At 70.0% G+C, this 16,363-nt stretch carries 16 protein-coding genes and 1 tRNA gene; 10 read left to right on the forward strand and 7 right to left on the reverse strand.

The annotated features are described in order from the left end of the window. The first annotated feature begins 114 nt into the window (after positions 1 to 114). A complete protein-coding gene (locus ACFVTC_RS22120) occupies positions 115 to 1,413 on the forward strand; it encodes a lanthionine synthetase LanC family protein (protein WP_390129515.1) in 1,299 nt (432 codons plus the stop codon). A gap of 74 nt (positions 1,414 to 1,487) precedes the next feature. Here ACFVTC_RS22120 and ACFVTC_RS22125 read toward each other — a convergent pair whose 3' ends face one another. Next, entirely contained in the window at positions 1,488 to 2,450 is a 963-nt protein-coding gene (locus ACFVTC_RS22125; protein ID WP_390129517.1) for a CU044_5270 family protein, read from the reverse strand. Beyond that, the gene (locus ACFVTC_RS22130) at positions 2,443 to 2,994 is read right to left on the reverse strand and encodes an RNA polymerase sigma factor (protein WP_390129799.1); all 552 of its coding nucleotides are present in this window, start codon (positions 2,992 to 2,994) and stop codon (positions 2,443 to 2,445) included. The genes ACFVTC_RS22125 and ACFVTC_RS22130 overlap by 8 nt, the downstream gene beginning before the upstream one ends. A 487-nt stretch (positions 2,995 to 3,481) precedes the next feature. On the opposite strand from ACFVTC_RS22130, the gene ACFVTC_RS22135 reads away from it, so the two are divergent. Continuing rightward, the gene (locus tag ACFVTC_RS22135) at positions 3,482 to 4,027 is read left to right on the forward strand and encodes a YcxB family protein (RefSeq protein ID WP_390129519.1); all 546 of its coding nucleotides are present in this window, start codon (positions 3,482 to 3,484) and stop codon (positions 4,025 to 4,027) included. A 387-nt stretch (positions 4,028 to 4,414) separates the two neighbouring features. On the opposite strand, the gene ACFVTC_RS22140 is transcribed toward ACFVTC_RS22135, so the two are convergent. Then, on the reverse strand, positions 4,415 to 4,921 hold the full coding sequence (locus tag ACFVTC_RS22140; RefSeq protein ID WP_390129521.1) for a hypothetical protein: 507 nt from the start codon (positions 4,919 to 4,921) through the stop codon (positions 4,415 to 4,417). Between the two features lie 301 nt (positions 4,922 to 5,222). On the opposite strand from ACFVTC_RS22140, the gene ACFVTC_RS22145 reads away from it, so the two are divergent. The 3 genes from ACFVTC_RS22145 to ACFVTC_RS22155 all read left to right on the forward strand — a co-directional run bounded on the left by ACFVTC_RS22145 (position 5,223) and on the right by ACFVTC_RS22155 (position 6,872). Then, entirely contained in the window at positions 5,223 to 5,693 is a 471-nt protein-coding gene (locus ACFVTC_RS22145) for a hypothetical protein (protein ID WP_390129523.1), read from the forward strand. A 254-nt stretch (positions 5,694 to 5,947) separates the two neighbouring features. Next, positions 5,948 to 6,304: a hypothetical protein gene (locus ACFVTC_RS22150; RefSeq protein WP_390129525.1), complete on the forward strand. Its 357-nt coding sequence runs from the start codon at positions 5,948 to 5,950 to the stop codon at positions 6,302 to 6,304. Between the two features lie 190 nt (positions 6,305 to 6,494). Then, positions 6,495 to 6,872, forward strand: a complete 378-nt coding sequence (locus tag ACFVTC_RS22155; RefSeq protein ID WP_390129527.1) for a hypothetical protein — start codon at positions 6,495 to 6,497, stop codon at positions 6,870 to 6,872. Between the two features lie 1,082 nt (positions 6,873 to 7,954). Here ACFVTC_RS22155 and ACFVTC_RS22160 read toward each other — a convergent pair. Next, positions 7,955 to 8,692: a GntR family transcriptional regulator gene (locus ACFVTC_RS22160; protein WP_390129530.1), complete on the reverse strand. Its 738-nt coding sequence runs from the start codon at positions 8,690 to 8,692 to the stop codon at positions 7,955 to 7,957. 184 nt (positions 8,693 to 8,876) lie between these two features. Here ACFVTC_RS22160 and ACFVTC_RS22165 point away from each other — a divergent pair, with 184 nt between their 5' ends. Genes ACFVTC_RS22165 through ACFVTC_RS22185 form a run of 5 tightly spaced genes read left to right on the forward strand, consistent with a single transcriptional unit; the run spans position 8,877 to position 12,169 of the window. Further along, entirely contained in the window at positions 8,877 to 9,212 is a 336-nt protein-coding gene (locus ACFVTC_RS22165; protein WP_390129532.1) for a hypothetical protein, read from the forward strand. Beyond that, positions 9,209 to 9,412, forward strand: coding sequence for a hypothetical protein (locus tag ACFVTC_RS22170; protein ID WP_390129534.1), 204 nt, complete (start codon positions 9,209 to 9,211; stop codon positions 9,410 to 9,412). The genes ACFVTC_RS22165 and ACFVTC_RS22170 overlap by 4 nt, the downstream gene beginning before the upstream one ends. 26 nt (positions 9,413 to 9,438) lie before the next feature. Then, the gene (gene repSA, locus ACFVTC_RS22175; RefSeq protein WP_390129800.1) at positions 9,439 to 10,833 is read left to right on the forward strand and encodes a replication initiator protein RepSA; all 1,395 of its coding nucleotides are present in this window, start codon (positions 9,439 to 9,441) and stop codon (positions 10,831 to 10,833) included. A gap of 2 nt (positions 10,834 to 10,835) precedes the next feature. Next, on the forward strand, positions 10,836 to 11,045 hold the full coding sequence (locus ACFVTC_RS22180; RefSeq protein WP_390129537.1) for an excisionase family DNA-binding protein: 210 nt from the start codon (positions 10,836 to 10,838) through the stop codon (positions 11,043 to 11,045). Next, positions 11,045 to 12,169, forward strand: a complete 1,125-nt coding sequence (locus ACFVTC_RS22185; protein ID WP_390129540.1) for a tyrosine-type recombinase/integrase — start codon at positions 11,045 to 11,047, stop codon at positions 12,167 to 12,169. The genes ACFVTC_RS22180 and ACFVTC_RS22185 overlap by 1 nt, the downstream gene beginning before the upstream one ends. A gap of 90 nt (positions 12,170 to 12,259) precedes the next feature. Here the strand turns inward: ACFVTC_RS22185 and ACFVTC_RS22190 are convergent. From ACFVTC_RS22190 to ACFVTC_RS22200, 3 genes are all read right to left on the reverse strand, one after another. Further along, positions 12,260 to 12,332: transfer RNA gene (locus ACFVTC_RS22190), tRNA-Arg, on the reverse strand. 568 nt (positions 12,333 to 12,900) lie between these two features. Beyond that, the gene (locus ACFVTC_RS22195; RefSeq protein WP_390129542.1) at positions 12,901 to 14,856 is read right to left on the reverse strand and encodes an IclR family transcriptional regulator C-terminal domain-containing protein; all 1,956 of its coding nucleotides are present in this window, start codon (positions 14,854 to 14,856) and stop codon (positions 12,901 to 12,903) included. Between the two features lie 212 nt (positions 14,857 to 15,068). Beyond that, positions 15,069 to 16,343, reverse strand: coding sequence for a M6 family metalloprotease domain-containing protein (locus tag ACFVTC_RS22200; protein WP_390129544.1), 1,275 nt, complete (start codon positions 16,341 to 16,343; stop codon positions 15,069 to 15,071). Positions 16,344 to 16,363 lie beyond the last annotated feature (20 nt).

A 16,363-nucleotide genomic window follows, 5' to 3' on the forward strand; every position in this document is an offset into this window, starting at 1 on the left:
TGGACCCGAAGGGCTCGGGGGTGCCGGTCGCCGCCGGAGAGATCCGCCCCGTCCGGCCGGTCCACGCACCGCTCTGGACGAAGCGGCTCCCAAAGGCCGTGCGACAGTGGGCACATGACGGCACCAGAAGCCACGGTCGTGGTGGTCGACGAGGTCGAGGGACTCGCGGTGGACGGCCTGCGGTGGCTGACCGGGGCGGCGCGGGAAACCTCCGGGGGAGGCCTCGCGTGGGCGACCAGGCCCTCGGCCGACGAGCTCGACCCGATGCTCTACAGCGGTACGGCGGGCAACGTCCCCGTACTCCTGGAGGCGTGGCGGCACTTCGGTGACGACTCCTACGCCGACGACGCCCTGCGCGCGGCCCGCGGCATCGCGGACTCCGTCGACGGCATGGACGACGACTCCCTCTACTTCGGCCGCACCGGAATGGCAGTCGTCCTGCGGGCCCTTCACGAAGAACTCGGCGACACGGCCGCCGGCGCCGCCGCCGACCGCGCGCTGACACTCGTGCGGTCACGCTTCGACGGGACCCGCTGGGGCGAGCTGTTCGAGCTGATGGGCGGCAACGCGGGGATCGGCCTCGGAGCGCTCCTGGCCGGCGACGCCGAACTGGCCGTCCTCGCCATGGAGCCGTATCTGCGGACGGCGGAGCCGACCGCGGCGGGGGTCCACTGGGCCCACCGCACCGGTGTCGACTCCCGTCTGCATCACCTCTCGCACGGCACGCTCGGCATCGTCCTGTCGCTCGCCCGGGTCGGCGTGGCCACCGGCCGTGCGGACATGGTCGAGCTGGCGCTGGCCGGTGCCGCGGACGTCGTGGCCCGCGACGAAGCGGGGCCCGAGGGGTTCCTGGTCCCGCACTCCACCCCGCAGTACCGACCTGATGTGATCGAGCCCGTCAGCTACGGCTGGTGCCACGGCCCGGCCGGCGACGCCCAGGTCTTCCGGCTGCTGCGGGACACCACGGCCGACCCCGGCTGGGCCGCCCTCGCCGACCGCTGCTGGCACACGGTCACCCGCTCCGGCCTGCCCCAGCGGCTGCGCCCCGGCTTCTGGGACAACAACGGCCGCTGCTGCGGAACCGCGGGCGTCCTCGCCCTGGCCTGCGACCGGATCGCCGAACAGCATGACCCGTACGACTTCGCCCACGTCCTCGTCGCGGACCTCGTCGACCGGGCGATCCGGGACAGCGACGGCGCCCGCTGGTCGAACGCCGAGCATCGGGCCACCCCGAGCGACCTGGAACCGCGCACCGGCTGGGCGATGGGCAACGCGGGCATCGTCCGCGAACTCCTGCGCTTCGTACGGCTGGGCCGAGGGGGCGACCCTCGCTACGCGTTCGCCTGGCCGGACCAGCCCCCGGTGCCCGCCGGGCCCACGATCTGCCGCCGGGGCACCGATGTCGTGCGGTGACGGGGCGGTGCGAGGCAGTGGGTTCCCGGTCCCACCGGGACGGCGGACCCACCACCCACCGCGGCACCCGCGGTTCAGCGCGGGCTTTCACCTGGGTGGTCGACCACGCCGGAGACTTTGCGGGCGAAGACGAAGGTGAAGTCCTTGGCTCCGTGCCACTGCTCCCTGTAGCCCAGGAAGGCGTAGGTCTTCGGGTCCAGGACCAGGGTTCGACGTACGGGGAATCTGGTGCCGCTGGTGATCTGGACACCCAGTCCGTGCCGGTGGAGCGCGTCTTCCGTCCCGGCGATGAACCGCACGCCCGGAATGAGCTTCAGGGCCCGGAACAAGGAGGCGTTCACCTGGGGAGGAAGGACCGGAGCCGCTTGCATGAGACTGAAGATCGCACCTGCCTCGTCGTCGGGGGTGGGCGTGGCGTCGGGCCGTACTCCCTCGAAGTGCAGGGCCCACCGGAGACTCGGGTCGGTTCCGAGCCGTTCGAGGAGAGCGTGTGGCTCGGCGGGCAGTTTGGAGAGGGACTTGTAGATCATGATGGGTGTGTAGTTCTGGCCGATCACCGGCCCTGTGATCAGCGGGTTGGTGTGGCCCTGCACGTTCGTCCCACGTGTGGCGATGCTCTTGCCGTTGCCTTGCCACCATCTCTCGCTGGTGAAGCACTGCGGCATGCAGTTCACCGATGCCAGGTAGGCCCACTGGTGTGGTCCGGGCAGCCGGGCCGAACTCCTCTCGGCGTTCTTCGCCGCCGCCTCCAGCACGAAGGCGACCGTGTTCGTCCGCGTGCTCCGGGGGCTGTCACCCCCGGCGGAGGCGACCAGCACGCCCGCGGTCACCGCGGCCGCGGTGACCGCGGCGATCGCCGCCCGGCGCGCGACACGGGCGGGGCCGCGGCCGGGGCCCGTGCGGGCGGGACCACCGCGGCCCTCTTCCACGGCCGCGGCGATCAGCTTCCACCGACCGCCGGCCAGCCGCGCCACGGTCGGTGCGGGGACCTCCGCCCGCAGTTCACGCAGCGCGGTCAGATCGTCGAGGTCACGCATGGCCGTCTTCCTCCGACTGGGACGTGGGGGTGGGATCGATGTCGACGAGGGCGACGCGCATCTTCTTGCGGGCCCGGTTGAGCCGGGAGCGGACGGTGCCCAGCGGGATACCGAGTGCGGCGGCGACCTCCTGGTAGGAGAAGTCGGCCCAGGCGATGAGCAGCAGAACGTGCCGGTCGCCCTCGTTGAGCCGGTGCAGACCGGCGGCCAGCGGGCTGCGCAGGCTCTGGGCGGTGACCTGGCCGTCGACCGCGTCGGCGTGCGACTCGGTGACGGGGTCGACACCGGTTCTGGCCAGTGCGCGGTAGGCCCGTAGCTCGGTTCTGCGGTGTTTGCCGACGAGGTTCGCGGCGATGCCGTAGAGCCAGGGACGGGCCTCGCGCTGGTCGGAGCTGTAGCGGCCGCGTTGCCGGAACGCGATCAGAAAGGTCTCGCCGACGATGTCGTCGGCCAGGCTGTTGTCGCCGAGGCGCCGCGCCACGTACCTGTGGAGCCCGGCGGCGTGCCGGTCGTAGAGTCCAGCGAACATCTCGGGGTCGGCCATCGACTGCGCGATCAGTTCCGCGTCGTCGACGGCCTCTGCTCTCGGAATGTGCCCGATGGAGGCGATCACAGGGTTCCGTTCCTGGGGAGTCTCACCGAGCGTCCCGGTAGGCGCTCACCCGTTATTACCCGGAGCCCTCTTCCGGGTTCACGGCCGGCAGGGCCGACCCGTCCGAACCCGCTCCCCCTGAAGAGTATTCAGTCCGGAGGACCGCGTGAGCGGATCAGGTCCGCGCACCGGCCGGGACCCTCACCCTCCCTGTCCCCACCTCGACACCGACTCCGGGCAGGGCCAACGGAATTCGCCCGGTGGCCACCGGGGACCTGCTACCGGCTCCACGCGCGGGCGCGCGGGCGCGCGGTCGGTCGGTCGGTCGGTCGGTCGGTCGGTTCCGGTCCGCGTGAAATGGTCCCCGTCGAACGGCAGTTGAGCGGGGTGGACGGGGGCCCCCGGTTGACGGTGCGGCCGTGTCGTACTCTCCGCTGTCATGAACATGGATCATGCGGGGCCTGCCGAAGTCGCCGCCCCCGTTGCCGCTCGGTTCGAGTACACCCCGGCGGCTGCGGACTATGACCGGGCCCTGCGGCGTTTCAGCCTCCGTACCCGGCCCGGACTCACCGGTTCTCTGCTGCTTCCCGGCGCGTTCGCGGCCGCAGCGATCTTCGTGCGCGCCGTGGCGTGGCATCTCGATGAGACCGTCGTCGTCATATCCAGCGTGCTCGGTGTCATCGTCCTGTTCGCAGTACGCCAGGCATACCGCCGGTTCCGGGTGCGGGGCCAGTACGAGACGCACGCGGCTCGCGGGGTCTGCCGCACCGCACTCGCCGAGGACGGGCTGACCACCACCGGTACGGACGGCAGGAGCGACCGCATCGAGTGGAGCTCCTACCCCTGGTGGTTCGAGACGCCCGAGCTGTTCGTCCTCACCGGAAGTCTGGGCTACTTCCTCGTGCTGCCCAAGCGCGGTGCCGCTTCCCCCGAAGACCTGGACAGGGCACGCGCATTGTTCGTGCGGCACCTTCGGCGCATCTGAGGGGGCGAGGGGCGCGGGGCGTTGGCCGTCGCCGGGGGAACACCAGTGACCACCGGCGACGGTCGGGCCGAGGACCCCGGACCGTGATCGGCCCGGGGCATACAGGCCACACCTCGGGTCTACAGGGACGCCGCGGGATGGGACCGGTTGCCGTGGTTGCGGTACTTCGCTGCTGTACCGCCGTCTCAGGGCCTCATCCCTACCAGGTCGATCGCGAGGGCATCGGCGTCGCGTACCCGGTGCCGTGGCTCGGTCAGGCAGCGTCGAATCCGCTGCCCGCGAGGGCCTTCAGACAGGGGTTCCGTCGTGTCACGGGTTGCCTCGAGAAAATCAGAGCGAGAGCGTCCTTCAGTTCGTCCGCCCAACGGTCCTGGGGCTCCGTGGTCTTCAGAGAGCGGACTCAGGCCCTCCGCTTTCAATGAGCACGCGGGCGGCGACACGGACTTCTTCCCTGAGCTGCTCCAGCGGAGCGCTCCAATCGGCGTTCCAGTCGTCCAGATGAACGGCACATTCGACGATCGGTTGCAGGCGTTCGGGATAGCCGAGTTCTGACGCCGCTTCGACCCATATGCGGTCGGCACCGGTCGCCGGGTCCAAGGAGCCGTCGACGATCTGAGCGGCCAACCAGTAAGCCAGGGCCCACCTGGCAGCGATCGGGTCGGCCGGCACCTCGAATCCCAGCCCCAGCTCGTCCACGACGTGATCGAAGAGCTCCGGTGCCTCATGCTCCTCACGACGGGCCAGGCCGGCGAGGAGGGCGAGCGACGGGGCATCGACGTCGGCCAGAAGCGCGTCGAGGCCGGCCTGGACGAGGCGGTCCGAGCCGACGTGATGTCCGAATGCCTGAGCTCGTGCCAGTTGCCTCAATCGGTCGAGAGCCTCATCTCTTGTCACGCCGGGTGCGCTCCGTCCCGTCCCCGTTGATGTCAGAACTGGATGCCAAAGACCCCGGACCATGATCGGTCCGGGGCCTTTTCCCTGGTGCCCCCGGCAGGATTCGAACCTGCGACACCCGCTTTAGGAGCGAGGTGGGGAGGGTGCGCCGTAAGCTGCGGCTTCCGGGCCACGGGCGATCGCTTCGAGTTGCCTGCCGCTCGCCGCTGTTCCCCGTGGTTCCCCGCTCGATCTGGCACGGTTCTGGCACGGTGCGTAACTCTGTGGCCGTGGTGCGGCGTCCCGCCTGATGATTGGTCCCATGGATGTTGTCGTTCAGCGGATACGCACGTCGTGGACGAAGAAGTCGCGCGGCGGCCCTGGAGCTGCTCGCAGAAACGCCGCACCAACGGCCTTCTCGCTGCCCCCGCGCTTGAATGCCGCCCTTCACGAAGTCGCCATGCGGGAGTCCGACTCCTTCGAACCTCACGTGCAAGTACGGGATCTGTCGGCACCCGGGACGATCCTTCGCGAGGTTGACGGGCTGCTGCGCGTGGACCCGCCAGAGGTGAGCATGTTCGCCGTGCCACGACGCGATCGGCGCCCGCCTGCCGTTCGTCTGGCTCCCGGCCAGTGGCTGCAATGGCAGATCAACCACCGGTTCGTCGGCCGTTGTGACGGGGCCTGGTCCTATCGACTGGAAACGTTCAACATCGTTTATGGCCCTGCGGCACCCGACGTGTTTCTGGGTGTGCCGACACGCCGTGTAGACGAGCGTCGGGCTCTGCGCTGAACTTCGCGGCGCCGAATCCCTCGCTGCCCGCAGACGGCCCGGGACGGGAACCCGAGCCGTCTCATGGTGGCGGAGCCTTCTGATCCGTAGCTCTATGTGGATCGGTTGCGGACGGTCGTACCGGGCGCTTCGAGGTTCTGGAGGGACGCTACCGAACGGAGTCGGTTGCTGGGGTTGCTGTACTTCGCTGCTGTACGGGGAGGCCCTACGCGATGATCCGGAGCGGGCGGACCGCGTCGCCTATTCTCATACCCATGAACGACTCGGAGGCCTTCCGTGCCGCGGTGAGGGCGTGTGCAGAGGTCATCTTGAGGGACGACGCATCGCCGTACGAACCGGCTCTAGAGATCATGGGCCTGGCCAGTGGCGGGCACCCAGTCAACGACGGCGACGACGCGGACACCGGGCTCGTGTCCATCTTCGGCGAACTGACCGATTGGGCCGAGCTACGGCCTGAGGAGACAGGTCAGGCCGAGGCACAGATGGTCACCGCCGCCCGTGAGTGGCGGGCGGTCGAGGGCGATCAAGAAGCTGAGACGCGCTACTTCGACCGCTGGCTATACGACATCCTCGGCTTCGAGCGACGCTCGACGCACAGTGAGCAATCTTGAAAACCGTCGTGGCGTCAGTCAGCGTGGGTTCAAATCCCACACCCACCGCGCAGGTGAAACGGCCTCTGACCAGGTGACACGGTCGGGGGCTGTTCCTGCGTTTGCCCCCGCGACTGACTGGTGTTCCCCGTAATTACCCGCTCGACAGGGCACGTGGGGGGCACGAATCCTCGCGCCGTACGCTGCGCCCATGCGCTATCTGGTTGAGACGATCGCTGTCGGTGCTCTGCGGCGTGGTCAAGGGATCGAGCAGTTCCTCGGGGCGGTACAGGGGGCACAGACCCCGGCGATTCGCTGGGTCGGCATCGAGTCCACCAAGCGCGGGTACGAGGTGACGCTGCACGTCGTTGAGGACGTGGGCAGCGAGACCTTCTGCGATCTCCTGGAATTTCCGCCCCTGGACCCCGATGACGAGTTCGGCCAGACGCTTGCTGTCACCGATGATGCGGCGATCGCGATGGCTGAGGCTGAGCGTCGAACCGGGGCGGTCCGTCACCGCTGGGTGAACGCAGGCATGGGCGGAGACGAGTACCTCGACTACCTCCGCGCGGGGCGTCCTGCAAAGTGAGGTCGTTGGAGTCTCATTGACCGTGCCAAAGCGACGGGCGCCGGCCGATGGTCCGGCTGGCGCCCGTACAGTCCAAGGCTTTGAGGTCTGGCCTCATCCTTATCAGGTCGATCAACAGGGCTGCGGGACCTCCGCGAGCCTCCCCCATGCCGCGATCTGCCTACCGCTGAGGTTCAGCGTCGATCGGCACCGTTCGCGCCTGTTGGTGTCAGCTGTTGGTGTCAGGAATCCGGGCGGTCTTGACTGGGCGGCTCGTCAGACTCCCGCGCCCACGCGAAGGGCATGGGTTCGGTGGTGTCCACAACCCAGGGTTCAGGGTACCGAGCGTGACAACCTGCGCATCGAGCGACGAATGTCCCGACCTCGGGGTTCGACAGGACGCTGTAGTGCGACGAAGGCAGCGCGCGCATCACGTAGCCGTTGGCGGTCGTTTCAAGTGCTGGCCACGCGGGCGAGCACTCACACGGCCCGGCCCTCGCGAAGTCCTCGTCGCTAGGTGTGTGATGCGTCTTCGTGAACTTCTTGTAGAGCTCCCTCAACGGGTGCACGTTGTCCCCTCCCCAGAGGCCGCTTGGCGTGATCACGTAGGCCCCATGAGCCGCACAGACTATCCCGAGGCCGGCGGAGCGGCTTTGAGCCTCAACCCACCACTCACCCCGGCTCCCATCCCGTCTGCCGTCGACCCACACACCGTGGAGCGGGCGTGGTTCAGGGCGTCAAGGTGGAGCGCGCCACTGTACGAACGACCTTGACGCCCTGGGCCGCGTCTGCTCGGCTCTGCCTGGGTCGATGGCAGACGGGATGGGAGCTCCCCGCGCACGCCACACTCGGCCGGCACTCGCGAACGGCGCCCCCGCCATCTCGGAGCCTGAGCGCCCCCCGCCGGAGGCATGTCTTTGACCGGTGCACTCCGTGTCCAGGTCTCTACTCATGGGCCGTTGCTTGCTGCGGCCCCAGGGGCCGACCCCGGCGCCGAAGGCGCAGAGGGGTCGGGCCCCAGGGGCCAGCCCGCGCTCGCGCGGGCACTTGATGAGGTAGAGAAACCTGTAACCGGGCCCCTGCTGGGCGGGGACACGTCTCAGTCACTCAAGATCGTAGTCTGCGGCAAGCTCGCGGTCCGGGCCCATGAAGTCACGCGCAAACTCAGTGACTTGCCCGTACTGGTCCCAATAGGTGTTCGCCATGGTCAGGGCCAAAGTTCCGGCTTCGAGAGCAAGGAGCGGTGCCAGATCTTCAGGCACGGCACGAATGGACACAACGTCGCGTCGCTTGACCGCTCGGCGCCCCGTTCGATCTTCGATGAGGCCGAAGGTCATCTTCGGCAGCGGTCCCGTAGAAGTGAGTTCTGGGGCAGCCTCCCCAAGCTCCCCCGGCAACCATGACGTCGAGAGTGCGATCACTCCGTCTTCGTCCAGGTACCGCCGGCGTCGCTGGACTACAGGGATTCCCTCCTCGATGCCGAGAGCGTCGGCCACCTCGGCGCTCGCCGGCACCACGTCAGCGCTGACGATCTCAACTCGCTCGCCAGGTCGGAAGCCAGTGCCCGTGGTCCGCTGAAGCTGAAGTCGATCCGGTCCAGTCGTGATCTTGCTGGGCATACGCGCCACCGTTCCAATCCCTTGGATGGTCTCTGCGTACCCTTCTGCCCGCAAAACTCCTGCTACGCGCGTCGCCGTGGCAACGGACACGCCCTCTTCTCGAACGATGTCGCGGACAGACGGGATGCGGTCACCCGGACGGATCTCGCCCCGCTCGATCTGCCCTTTGATCTGCGCGGCGATGCGCCGGTAGGGCGGCAAAGCGGACGTCGGTCCAGGCATGTCTTCAGCTCCTGTTCTAAAGCACTTCAGAACACCCCTTGACCGTGCAGGTGCTCTAGAACACTATAGAGCTGTACCCGCCGCTCTAACAGGGTGGGAATCAGCACATGTCTTACGCCGGGGGCGGCGCACCTACCGCCAAGCAGTTTCGCCGCCCCCTCGTCCCACGAAGGGAAGCTCCATCATGCCCGCTTCTCCCCTGACGGTGCAGATCCCGCTTCAGCGTGGCTGCCCGGCCTGCATGGGTGCTCGGTGCGCTGATCCGGCTGAGTGCCTGTTCTTCCTGACCTCGCGGCCGTGGGCCGACTGCGTGAGGTGCGAGGGCTCCGGCTGGGCCGGTGACGACTGCGACCCGTTGGAGATCTTCTGCGGCTACTGCGACGGCTCCGGCCTCAACGAGTACGCGCCCGGTCAGATCACGGACGACGAGATCAGCGACGGCGCCAAGCAGCGGCTCGCCGCGCACGTCGCCCGTCTCACCGCGCTCGTGCCCCCGCCGGTCCTGGAGGTGGCGGCATGAGCGTGCTCGCCTCCTGCGCCGACCTGCTGGACGCATTACCCGCCCGGTCCTCGCGCTGCCCCGGTTGCGGCGCCAACGCCCCGGCCTGGGTCCGCGTCGACATCGACGGCCTGTCCATCGTCACCCACGACGGTGACCTGATCTGCCCGCGCGACCGCTCCTTCGGCTACACCCCGGCCCCGCTGGCGGTGGCCGCGTGACGGACTTCCCCGTCCCTCCGGAGGCCGTGGCCGGTGCTGCGGCCTCCATGGGCACCGACCCCCTGACCCTCGCCGACCTGCTACGGGTGGCGAACTCGCCGGGCTTCGACCGCTGGCAGGAACAGGTCCGCCGTACCGGCGGCTGCGCCAACCCGATCCGCCTCCAGGGGCAGACCGTGACGCGCGACCGCGCGACCGGGGATGTCCTGTACTCCTACAGCACCGAGCACGAGCCGGGCGGCATGCTCCGGGTCGCGTGCGGCAACCGGCGGGCTTCCCGCTGCCCCTCCTGTGCTTGGACGTATGCAGGGGACGTCTACCACCTGATCCGTGCCGGGATCACCGGTGACAGCCGGATGGGCATCTCCGGCCAGATCCGCCAGCACCCCGGCGTGTTCGCGACCCTCACCGCGCCCTCGTTCGGGCCCGTCCACAACCGGCCCGCCTCCGGCTGCTGCCGCTGTGGGAGCTCCCATGCGGAGGACGATCCGGCGCTCGGCACGGCACTGGACCCGGCGCGCTACGACTACGCCGGTGCGGTCCTGTGGAACAACCACGCCGGGGACCTGTGGCGCCGCTTCACCATCTACCTACGCCGGGAGGTCGCCGCGCACGCGGGCCTGACTCAGACGGCTATGCGGGAGGTGTGCCGGGTCTCCTTCGGCAAGGTCGCCGAATTCCAGAAGCGCGGCGCCGTGCACTTCCATGCCGTGGTGCGCATGGACGGACCGGACGGGCCCGACAGCCCCCCGCCGGCGTGGGCCACCGTCGCTCTCCTGGACAGTGCCATCAAGGCGGCTGCCGCTCGCGTCTCGGTGCCCGTCCCCGCGGGCGGTGACTTCCCGGCCCGCACCCTGCGCTGGGGAACGCAGGTCGACGTGCAGCCGATCGGCAGTCTCGCCGGAGTCGAGCTGACCGATGGGGCGGTGGCCTCCTACGTCGCCAAGTACGCCACGAAGGCGGCTGAGGCGACCGAGACGGTGGACCGCCGGATCGGGGAGATCTCGGAACTCGACAAGCTGCCCCTGCCCGCGCACACGCGACGGCTGATCGAAGCCTGCTCGAACCTGGACGACGCCTACCCCGACCGGATGCTGTGGCGGTGGGCTCACATGCTCGGCTTCCGGGGCCACTTCATGACCAAGTCGCGCGCCTACTCCACCACCCTCAGCGAGCGTCGACAGGTCCGCGCCGACTACCGGGCCCGCCAGGAACGCCGCGAACGCGGGCTCTCCGAAGACCTCGAGGACTCGGAGGGCTCCACTCTGGTGCTCGCCCACTGGACCTACGCCGGACAGGGCCACACCCCCGGTGAGTCGTGGCTCGCCGCAACGATCGCAAAGGAGATCCGACTGAACCGAGAGATCGCACGTGAAGCGCTGGCCGACATGCCGGACACGGAGACTGAGGGGGAGTGGTGACCATGGATCGACTTCTGACCGTGGAACAGGTCGCCGAAGTCCTCGGGACCGGCGTCCGCTTCCCTCGGCGCCTGATCGAAGAACGACGGATCACCTTCGTCAAGGTCGGTCGGCATGTCCGCATCCCTGAAAGTGCGCTGACAGCCTTCGTCGCTGAGCACACAGTCCAGCCGGTAGCGGTTCGGCCTGGCGTGCTGCGGAGGGTGGCCTAATGCCGAACAATCAGGGAAGGCGCCGTCGGTTCGGCTCCGTCCGACAGCTCAAGTCCGCTCGGTGGCAGGTCCGTTACCGTGATCCGAACACGGGCCAGCTCCGGAGTGCAGAGCAGACGTACGCCACCAGAACCGATGCGGAAGTCGCGCTGACCCTCATTGAAGCGGACGTCACCCGCGGACAGTGGGCCGATCCGGACGTGGGCAAGGTTCGCTTCGGGGATTACGCCACCGCCTGGCTCGGGGATCGGAAGCTCGCTGCGCGTTCCCGTGAGCGGCATGAGTCGGTGATCCGGCTGCACCTGCTGCCCACCTTCGGTGAGCGTCCGTTGTCCTCGATCACGACGGGACAGGTCCGGGCCTGGCGTACGGCATGCCTGACACGGACCGGTGAGCCGACCGTGGTCAAGGCCTACCAGATCATGCGGGCGGTCCTGAACACGGCTGTTGACGACGAGCTGATCCGCCGCAACCCCTGCCGGATCAAGGGCGCTGACAAGTACGACGTGCCGGAACGGCCTGTGCTCACCGTGGCAGAGGTATACGCCGTGGCCGACGCGATGGCCCCGCGGTACCGGCTTCTTGTCCTCCTGGCCGCGTTCACCGGACTGCGCTTCGGCGAGTTGGCCTCACTCCGCCGGCGGGACGTCGACATGGCGAACGGGGCGCTCATGGTTCGCCGCTCGCAAGCGGAGATGCAGACGGGGGCGCTCTTCGACAAGGCGCCCAAGTCAGATGCGGGTGTCCGGCCGGTGGCCTTCCCGACCGAACTCCTGCCCGATGTGAAACGCCACCTTGACGGCTTCGCTGGGGCCGGCCGTGACGGTCACGTCTTCCTCGGCCCCCAGGGCGGTCGGCTGCGGCGGAGCAACTTCCGGGATGACTGGATCAAGGCGCGGACCACGGCGAAGGTTGCGGCAGACGTGCACTTCCACGACCTTCGGCATACGGGCAACACCCTTGCCGCGTCCGGTGCGAGCCTGCGGGAGCTGATGACCAGGATGGGGCACAGCACGCCCAGGGCGGCACTGATCTATCAGCACGTGGTCAGCGGCCGCGACCGGGAGATCGCCGACCGGCTCGGCTCGATGATCCGGAAAGAGCGTGGTGATGTGGCACCGTAGTGGCATTTCTGGCACGTGTGTGGCACGGCCGTGATCATGACGAAGGGCCAGTTCGAGAGGATCAAGCCTCTGAACTGGCCCTTAGTGCTGTGCCCCCGGCAGGATTCGAACCTGCGACACCCGCTTTAGGAGAGCGGTGCTCTATCCCCTGAGCTACGAAGGCGTACGGATCTCTGTGAGGTCCGGCGACTAGCCTAGCGGATGCGGGCGGGCGGGCGTCGGGGCGTCCGGTCAGTGGGTGATTCGGGTTTCCAGGCCGTCCAGGACGCGGTCCAGGCCGTACTGGAAGTTCGTGTCGCGGGACGCGGCGGGGGTCCTTGCCGCGTTGTTCGGCGTAGCCGTCGCGGAGGTGGGGGTAGGACGCGGCGGCCTGTTCGGCGGCGGGCCGGACGTGGTCGACCCACGGACGGCGGCGAGAAGGCGAAGGCGAGCGCCTCGGTCCCGAGCCCGGTCCCGGACGCGGCCCGGCTCGCGGACGCGAACAGCTGACGCGGGGGCGTGAACCGCTGACGCGACCCGCCGGCGAGCCCGCGTGACCCCCGCTCACCCCCTCCCGTGCCCGGCCGCTCCCCGCGGCCTGACACGCCCGCTCCCCGTGGCCGGACACGCCCGATTCACGTGGCCGGACACGGCCGATTCACGTGGTCACACGCACGGGAGGCCACCGCGCCCCACGGGAGACCGCCCCGCCCCACAGGCGCCGCCCCGACCCCACTCTCAGCCCCGCTCCCTCACGTTCTCGGAACGCGCCGGAACCGTCCCGCGACCCGCAGGTCCGCCTCGACGCTTCCCGCCGTGGCCAGCAGCTCCGGCAGCACCTCGTCGACACACTGGGCGGACGTACGACGGCTGCTGTGCATCGCGACATTGACGGCGGCGACCACCCGCCCGCCGCGCTCCCGCACCGGGACGGCGATCGAGCGCAGCCCCTGCTCCAACTCCTCGTCGACGAAGGCGTACCCCTCGTCCCGTACGCGGTCCAGGACCGCCTTCAGCCGGCCGGGGTCCGTGATCGTGCGCGGGGTCAGGGGGCGCAGCCCGGCGAGCGGGGGGTCGGGCAGGTCCGCCAGCATCACCCGTCCCAGCGAGGTCGCGTACGCGGGCAGGCGGGTGCCGACGGCGATGTGGACGCTCAGGATGCGGCTAGTGGTGATGCGGGCCGTGTACTGGATCTCGTCGCCGGTCAGCACCGCCAGGGACACCGACTCGCGCAGGCGCTCGGAGAGCCCGGTGAGGTGCGGGGCCGCGATCTCGGCGAGCGAGGTGCGGGAGAGCGGCGGGAAGCCGAGGCCCAGCACGCGGGGGGTGAGCCGGAAGGCGCGGGCGTGCGCGGTGACGTATCCGAGGTGTTCCAGGGTGATCAGCGCGCGGCGGGCGGTCGCGCGGGCCAGACCGGTGGCGTGGGCGACCTCGGTGAGGGTCAGTTCGGAGCGGCCCTCACCGAAGGCGGTGATCACGGTCAGTCCGCGGGCCAGCGACTCGACGAACTCCCGGCCCAGCTCCTGCTTGGACGCACCGGTCCAGACGGCGAGGCCGGAAGGGGTGGCGGCCGCGGCGGCCGTGGCGGGCGCGGCCCCGCTCAGCTCCCGTTCCATCGCGGCGACGGCCGCCCGCAGCCGTGGCAGCAGGGTGTCCCGCAGATCGGCGGCGGTGTGCCGGCTGGTGTGGCTCACCACGCTCACCACACAGGCGATCCGGCCCGCCTCCCGTACGGGCATGGCGAGGGCGACGAGTCCCGGTTCGATCAGCTGGTCGTCCAGGGCCCAGCCGTCCTCCCGCGCCTCGGCCGTACGCCGCTCGAAGTCGTCGCCGAGCGTGGGGAGCGGGCCTGTTTCCGGGGAGGGGGTCCGGCCGGGAGCCGGTCCGCGATCCCGGTCGGCGTCCGTGGGGACGATCCGGCCGTCGTCCGTGGGGGCGGAGGCCGGGCCGTCGTCCGTGGGGGTGGAGGACAAGCCGTCGTCCGGAGCGGGGTACCGGTCCCCGTGGGTCGGGCCGGAGGGGTTCCGTCGCTCGGAGTCGGTCTCGGTCCCGATCGGCCGGCTGCGCGCCGGGACGGCCGGGAAGCCGCGGTCCTCGGGATCCGCGGCGCGCCGCTCCCGCCATCGGGCCCACTCCCGCTCGCCCCACTCGGTGGCGAACAACGGTCCTGGCGCGGTGCGTTCGGCGGGCAGCAGGTCGCCGATGCGGAAGCTCAGCGACATGGCTCGGCGCCGGGTCGCCTGGTGGATGAAGCGGATGCCGTCCTGGTCGCCGACCGCGAGGGACACCGACTCGTCGAGCTCGTCGGCGAGGGCGTCGGCGTGCGCGTCGAGGAGGCGGGGCAGGCGCAGGGCGGCGAGGTAGGCGTTGCCGAGCTCCATGAGGCGGGGCGCCAGTACGGCGTCCCGGCCGTCGAGACGTACGTACCCCCTGCGCGCCAGGGTCGCCGTGATGCGGTCGACGGTGGACCGCGCGAGCCCCGTGGACCGCTCCAGGCCGCTGAGGCTGGACACCCCGTCGGCCTCGGTCAGCCGGCGCAGCACCGCGATACCGCGGATCAGCGGGGTGACGGCCTCGACGGGCACGCCGGGCGCGTCGGGCACGCCGGTCTGACCCCCGGCCCCGCCCTCGTCCCCCGCCTGTCCGGCCCGTCCGGCCCGCTCGCTCCCGGTCGCGCTGCCCTCGGCCGCCCCGACGTTCGCTGCCATGTGCTCTCCGTTGCGGCTCTCGATGGAGGCTCTGCGCGACTCCCGTCCGGGACTCGGCGCGGCCCGCGGGGAAGATTCGCTCATTGCGGCCCACGGTAGTGCTTACCCGGTCGACCCAGCAGGTCGGCGGCGTCGCGCCCACGGCCTGCGGCAGGTCGGCGGCGTCCGTGCCCACGGCCGGCGGCAGGCCGGCGCCGGGGGATGCGGGGAGGTCAGCGGCGTGTCACGGACACCTCGTAGTCGCCCGCGGGATTCGTCCCCGTGACCGCGATCGTGACACCGGTCTTGCGGTCCTTGAAGGACTCGCCGGGGGCGAAGGGCGCGTCGGACAGTTCCGCGTGGACGTTGGGGCTGCGTGTGCAGCCCCCGCTGTTCTCGTGGGAGTCGTAGACGGTGATGGGGCCGCTCCCGGTGTCGACGTCCGCGTCGACCTTGTAGACGAGGATGCCGGGGCGGCAGATCGTGGTGTCGTTGCCGCCTTGGGTGCGCAGTTCGAGGGCGAAGCCCGTATGGGTGCTGGTGGGGACGAAGACGAGCTTGGCGCCGCCGGGCCGGGACAGCGGGGTGAGGGTGTACCGCGTGGTCCCGGGTCGCGCGGCACAGCTGACCTGCGAGTCGTCGAGCCAGCCCAGCTTCCACTTGTGCCAGCCGAGCAGATCGTTGTCGGCGCCCCAGTCCTCGCTCATGATGTCCCAGTGGCCGACCGAGCCGCCGCCGTCCTGGGTGTAGAGGTCGGGCAGGCCGAAGGTGTGGCCGTTCTCGTGGGGGAGCACCCGGAAACCGGTGTCGGCGTAGGAGCCGGAGCCGTCGTCCTGGCGGCTGTAGACGAAGGACGCGTTGGAGACCGGGACACCGTCGGCGACCGGGGCCTCGGCGTTGCCGGCGAAGGTGACGGACAGGACGGTGTCCAGGGCGGAGGGCCCGGCGTTCGGCGTCACCAGCACGTTCAGGAGGTCGTACGAGTGGAAGTCCACCTCGGGGTCGGCCGCGGCCACGATGTCCTGGACCAGGCCGCGGTACCCGGGGTCGAAGGGGGCGCCGCGTTCTATGCCGTACGCGCTGAAGGGCTTGGGCATGCGCAGCCAGTGGCGTATGGGGGTCTCGGGGCGGTAGTCGAGGCGGCCGTAGGAACTGGTGCGGAACCAGTTCTGGGTCTGCGGGAAGAACTCGCCCAGCCGGTCGAGTGCGCTGCCCTGACCGGGCGCGTCGGAGAAGTCGACCATCACCGTGAGGGCCCGGACCGTGCCGGTGGAGCGGGCGTATCCGGGCACGGTGGGTATCCCTTCCCCCATCTGCACGCCCTTCGGACCGCTGATCAAGCAGGGACCCAGCGCCGTCGAGCGGCCCAGTGCGATGGAGCCCGCCGCCGTGGAGCCCGCCGTGAGGTGCCCGGTGCCGGCGGAGGTGCTGACCGCCAGCGTGAGGAGGGTCACCGAGGCCAGGGCTGCCACGCGGCGCCGGCGTATCCGGTGGCTGGTCGGCTGCATGCAGGGGTCCTTCGCTCGCG

It is taken from the genome of Streptomyces sp. NPDC057950 (assembly GCF_042887295.1).
Lineage (GTDB): Bacteria > Actinomycetota > Actinomycetes > Streptomycetales > Streptomycetaceae > Streptomyces > Streptomyces kaempferi.

Bases quoted from the DNA above. Each gene is read 5' to 3' on its own strand.
- ACFVTC_RS22150 (WP_390129525.1), top strand. From the start codon at position 5,948: ATGAACGACTCGGAGGCCTTCCGTGCCGCGGTGAGGGCGTGTGCAGAG.
- ACFVTC_RS22125 (WP_390129517.1), bottom strand. From the start codon at position 2,450: ATGCGTGACCTCGACGATCTGACCGCGCTGCGTGAACTGCGGGCGGAG.
- ACFVTC_RS22145 (WP_390129523.1), top strand. From the start codon at position 5,223: ATGGATGTTGTCGTTCAGCGGATACGCACGTCGTGGACGAAGAAGTCG.
- ACFVTC_RS22195 (WP_390129542.1), bottom strand. From the start codon at position 14,856: ATGGCAGCGAACGTCGGGGCGGCCGAGGGCAGCGCGACCGGGAGCGAG.
- ACFVTC_RS22130 (WP_390129799.1), bottom strand. From the start codon at position 2,994: ATGGCCGACCCCGAGATGTTCGCTGGACTCTACGACCGGCACGCCGCC.
- ACFVTC_RS22135 (WP_390129519.1), top strand. From the start codon at position 3,482: ATGAACATGGATCATGCGGGGCCTGCCGAAGTCGCCGCCCCCGTTGCC.
- ACFVTC_RS22185 (WP_390129540.1), top strand. From the start codon at position 11,045: ATGCCGAACAATCAGGGAAGGCGCCGTCGGTTCGGCTCCGTCCGACAG.
- ACFVTC_RS22200 (WP_390129544.1), bottom strand. From the start codon at position 16,343: ATGCAGCCGACCAGCCACCGGATACGCCGGCGCCGCGTGGCAGCCCTG.
- ACFVTC_RS22180 (WP_390129537.1), top strand. From the start codon at position 10,836: ATGGATCGACTTCTGACCGTGGAACAGGTCGCCGAAGTCCTCGGGACC.
- ACFVTC_RS22165 (WP_390129532.1), top strand. From the start codon at position 8,877: ATGCCCGCTTCTCCCCTGACGGTGCAGATCCCGCTTCAGCGTGGCTGC.
- ACFVTC_RS22155 (WP_390129527.1), top strand. From the start codon at position 6,495: ATGCGCTATCTGGTTGAGACGATCGCTGTCGGTGCTCTGCGGCGTGGT.
- ACFVTC_RS22170 (WP_390129534.1), top strand. From the start codon at position 9,209: ATGAGCGTGCTCGCCTCCTGCGCCGACCTGCTGGACGCATTACCCGCC.
- ACFVTC_RS22160 (WP_390129530.1), bottom strand. From the start codon at position 8,692: ATGCCTGGACCGACGTCCGCTTTGCCGCCCTACCGGCGCATCGCCGCG.
- ACFVTC_RS22120 (WP_390129515.1), top strand. From the start codon at position 115: ATGACGGCACCAGAAGCCACGGTCGTGGTGGTCGACGAGGTCGAGGGA.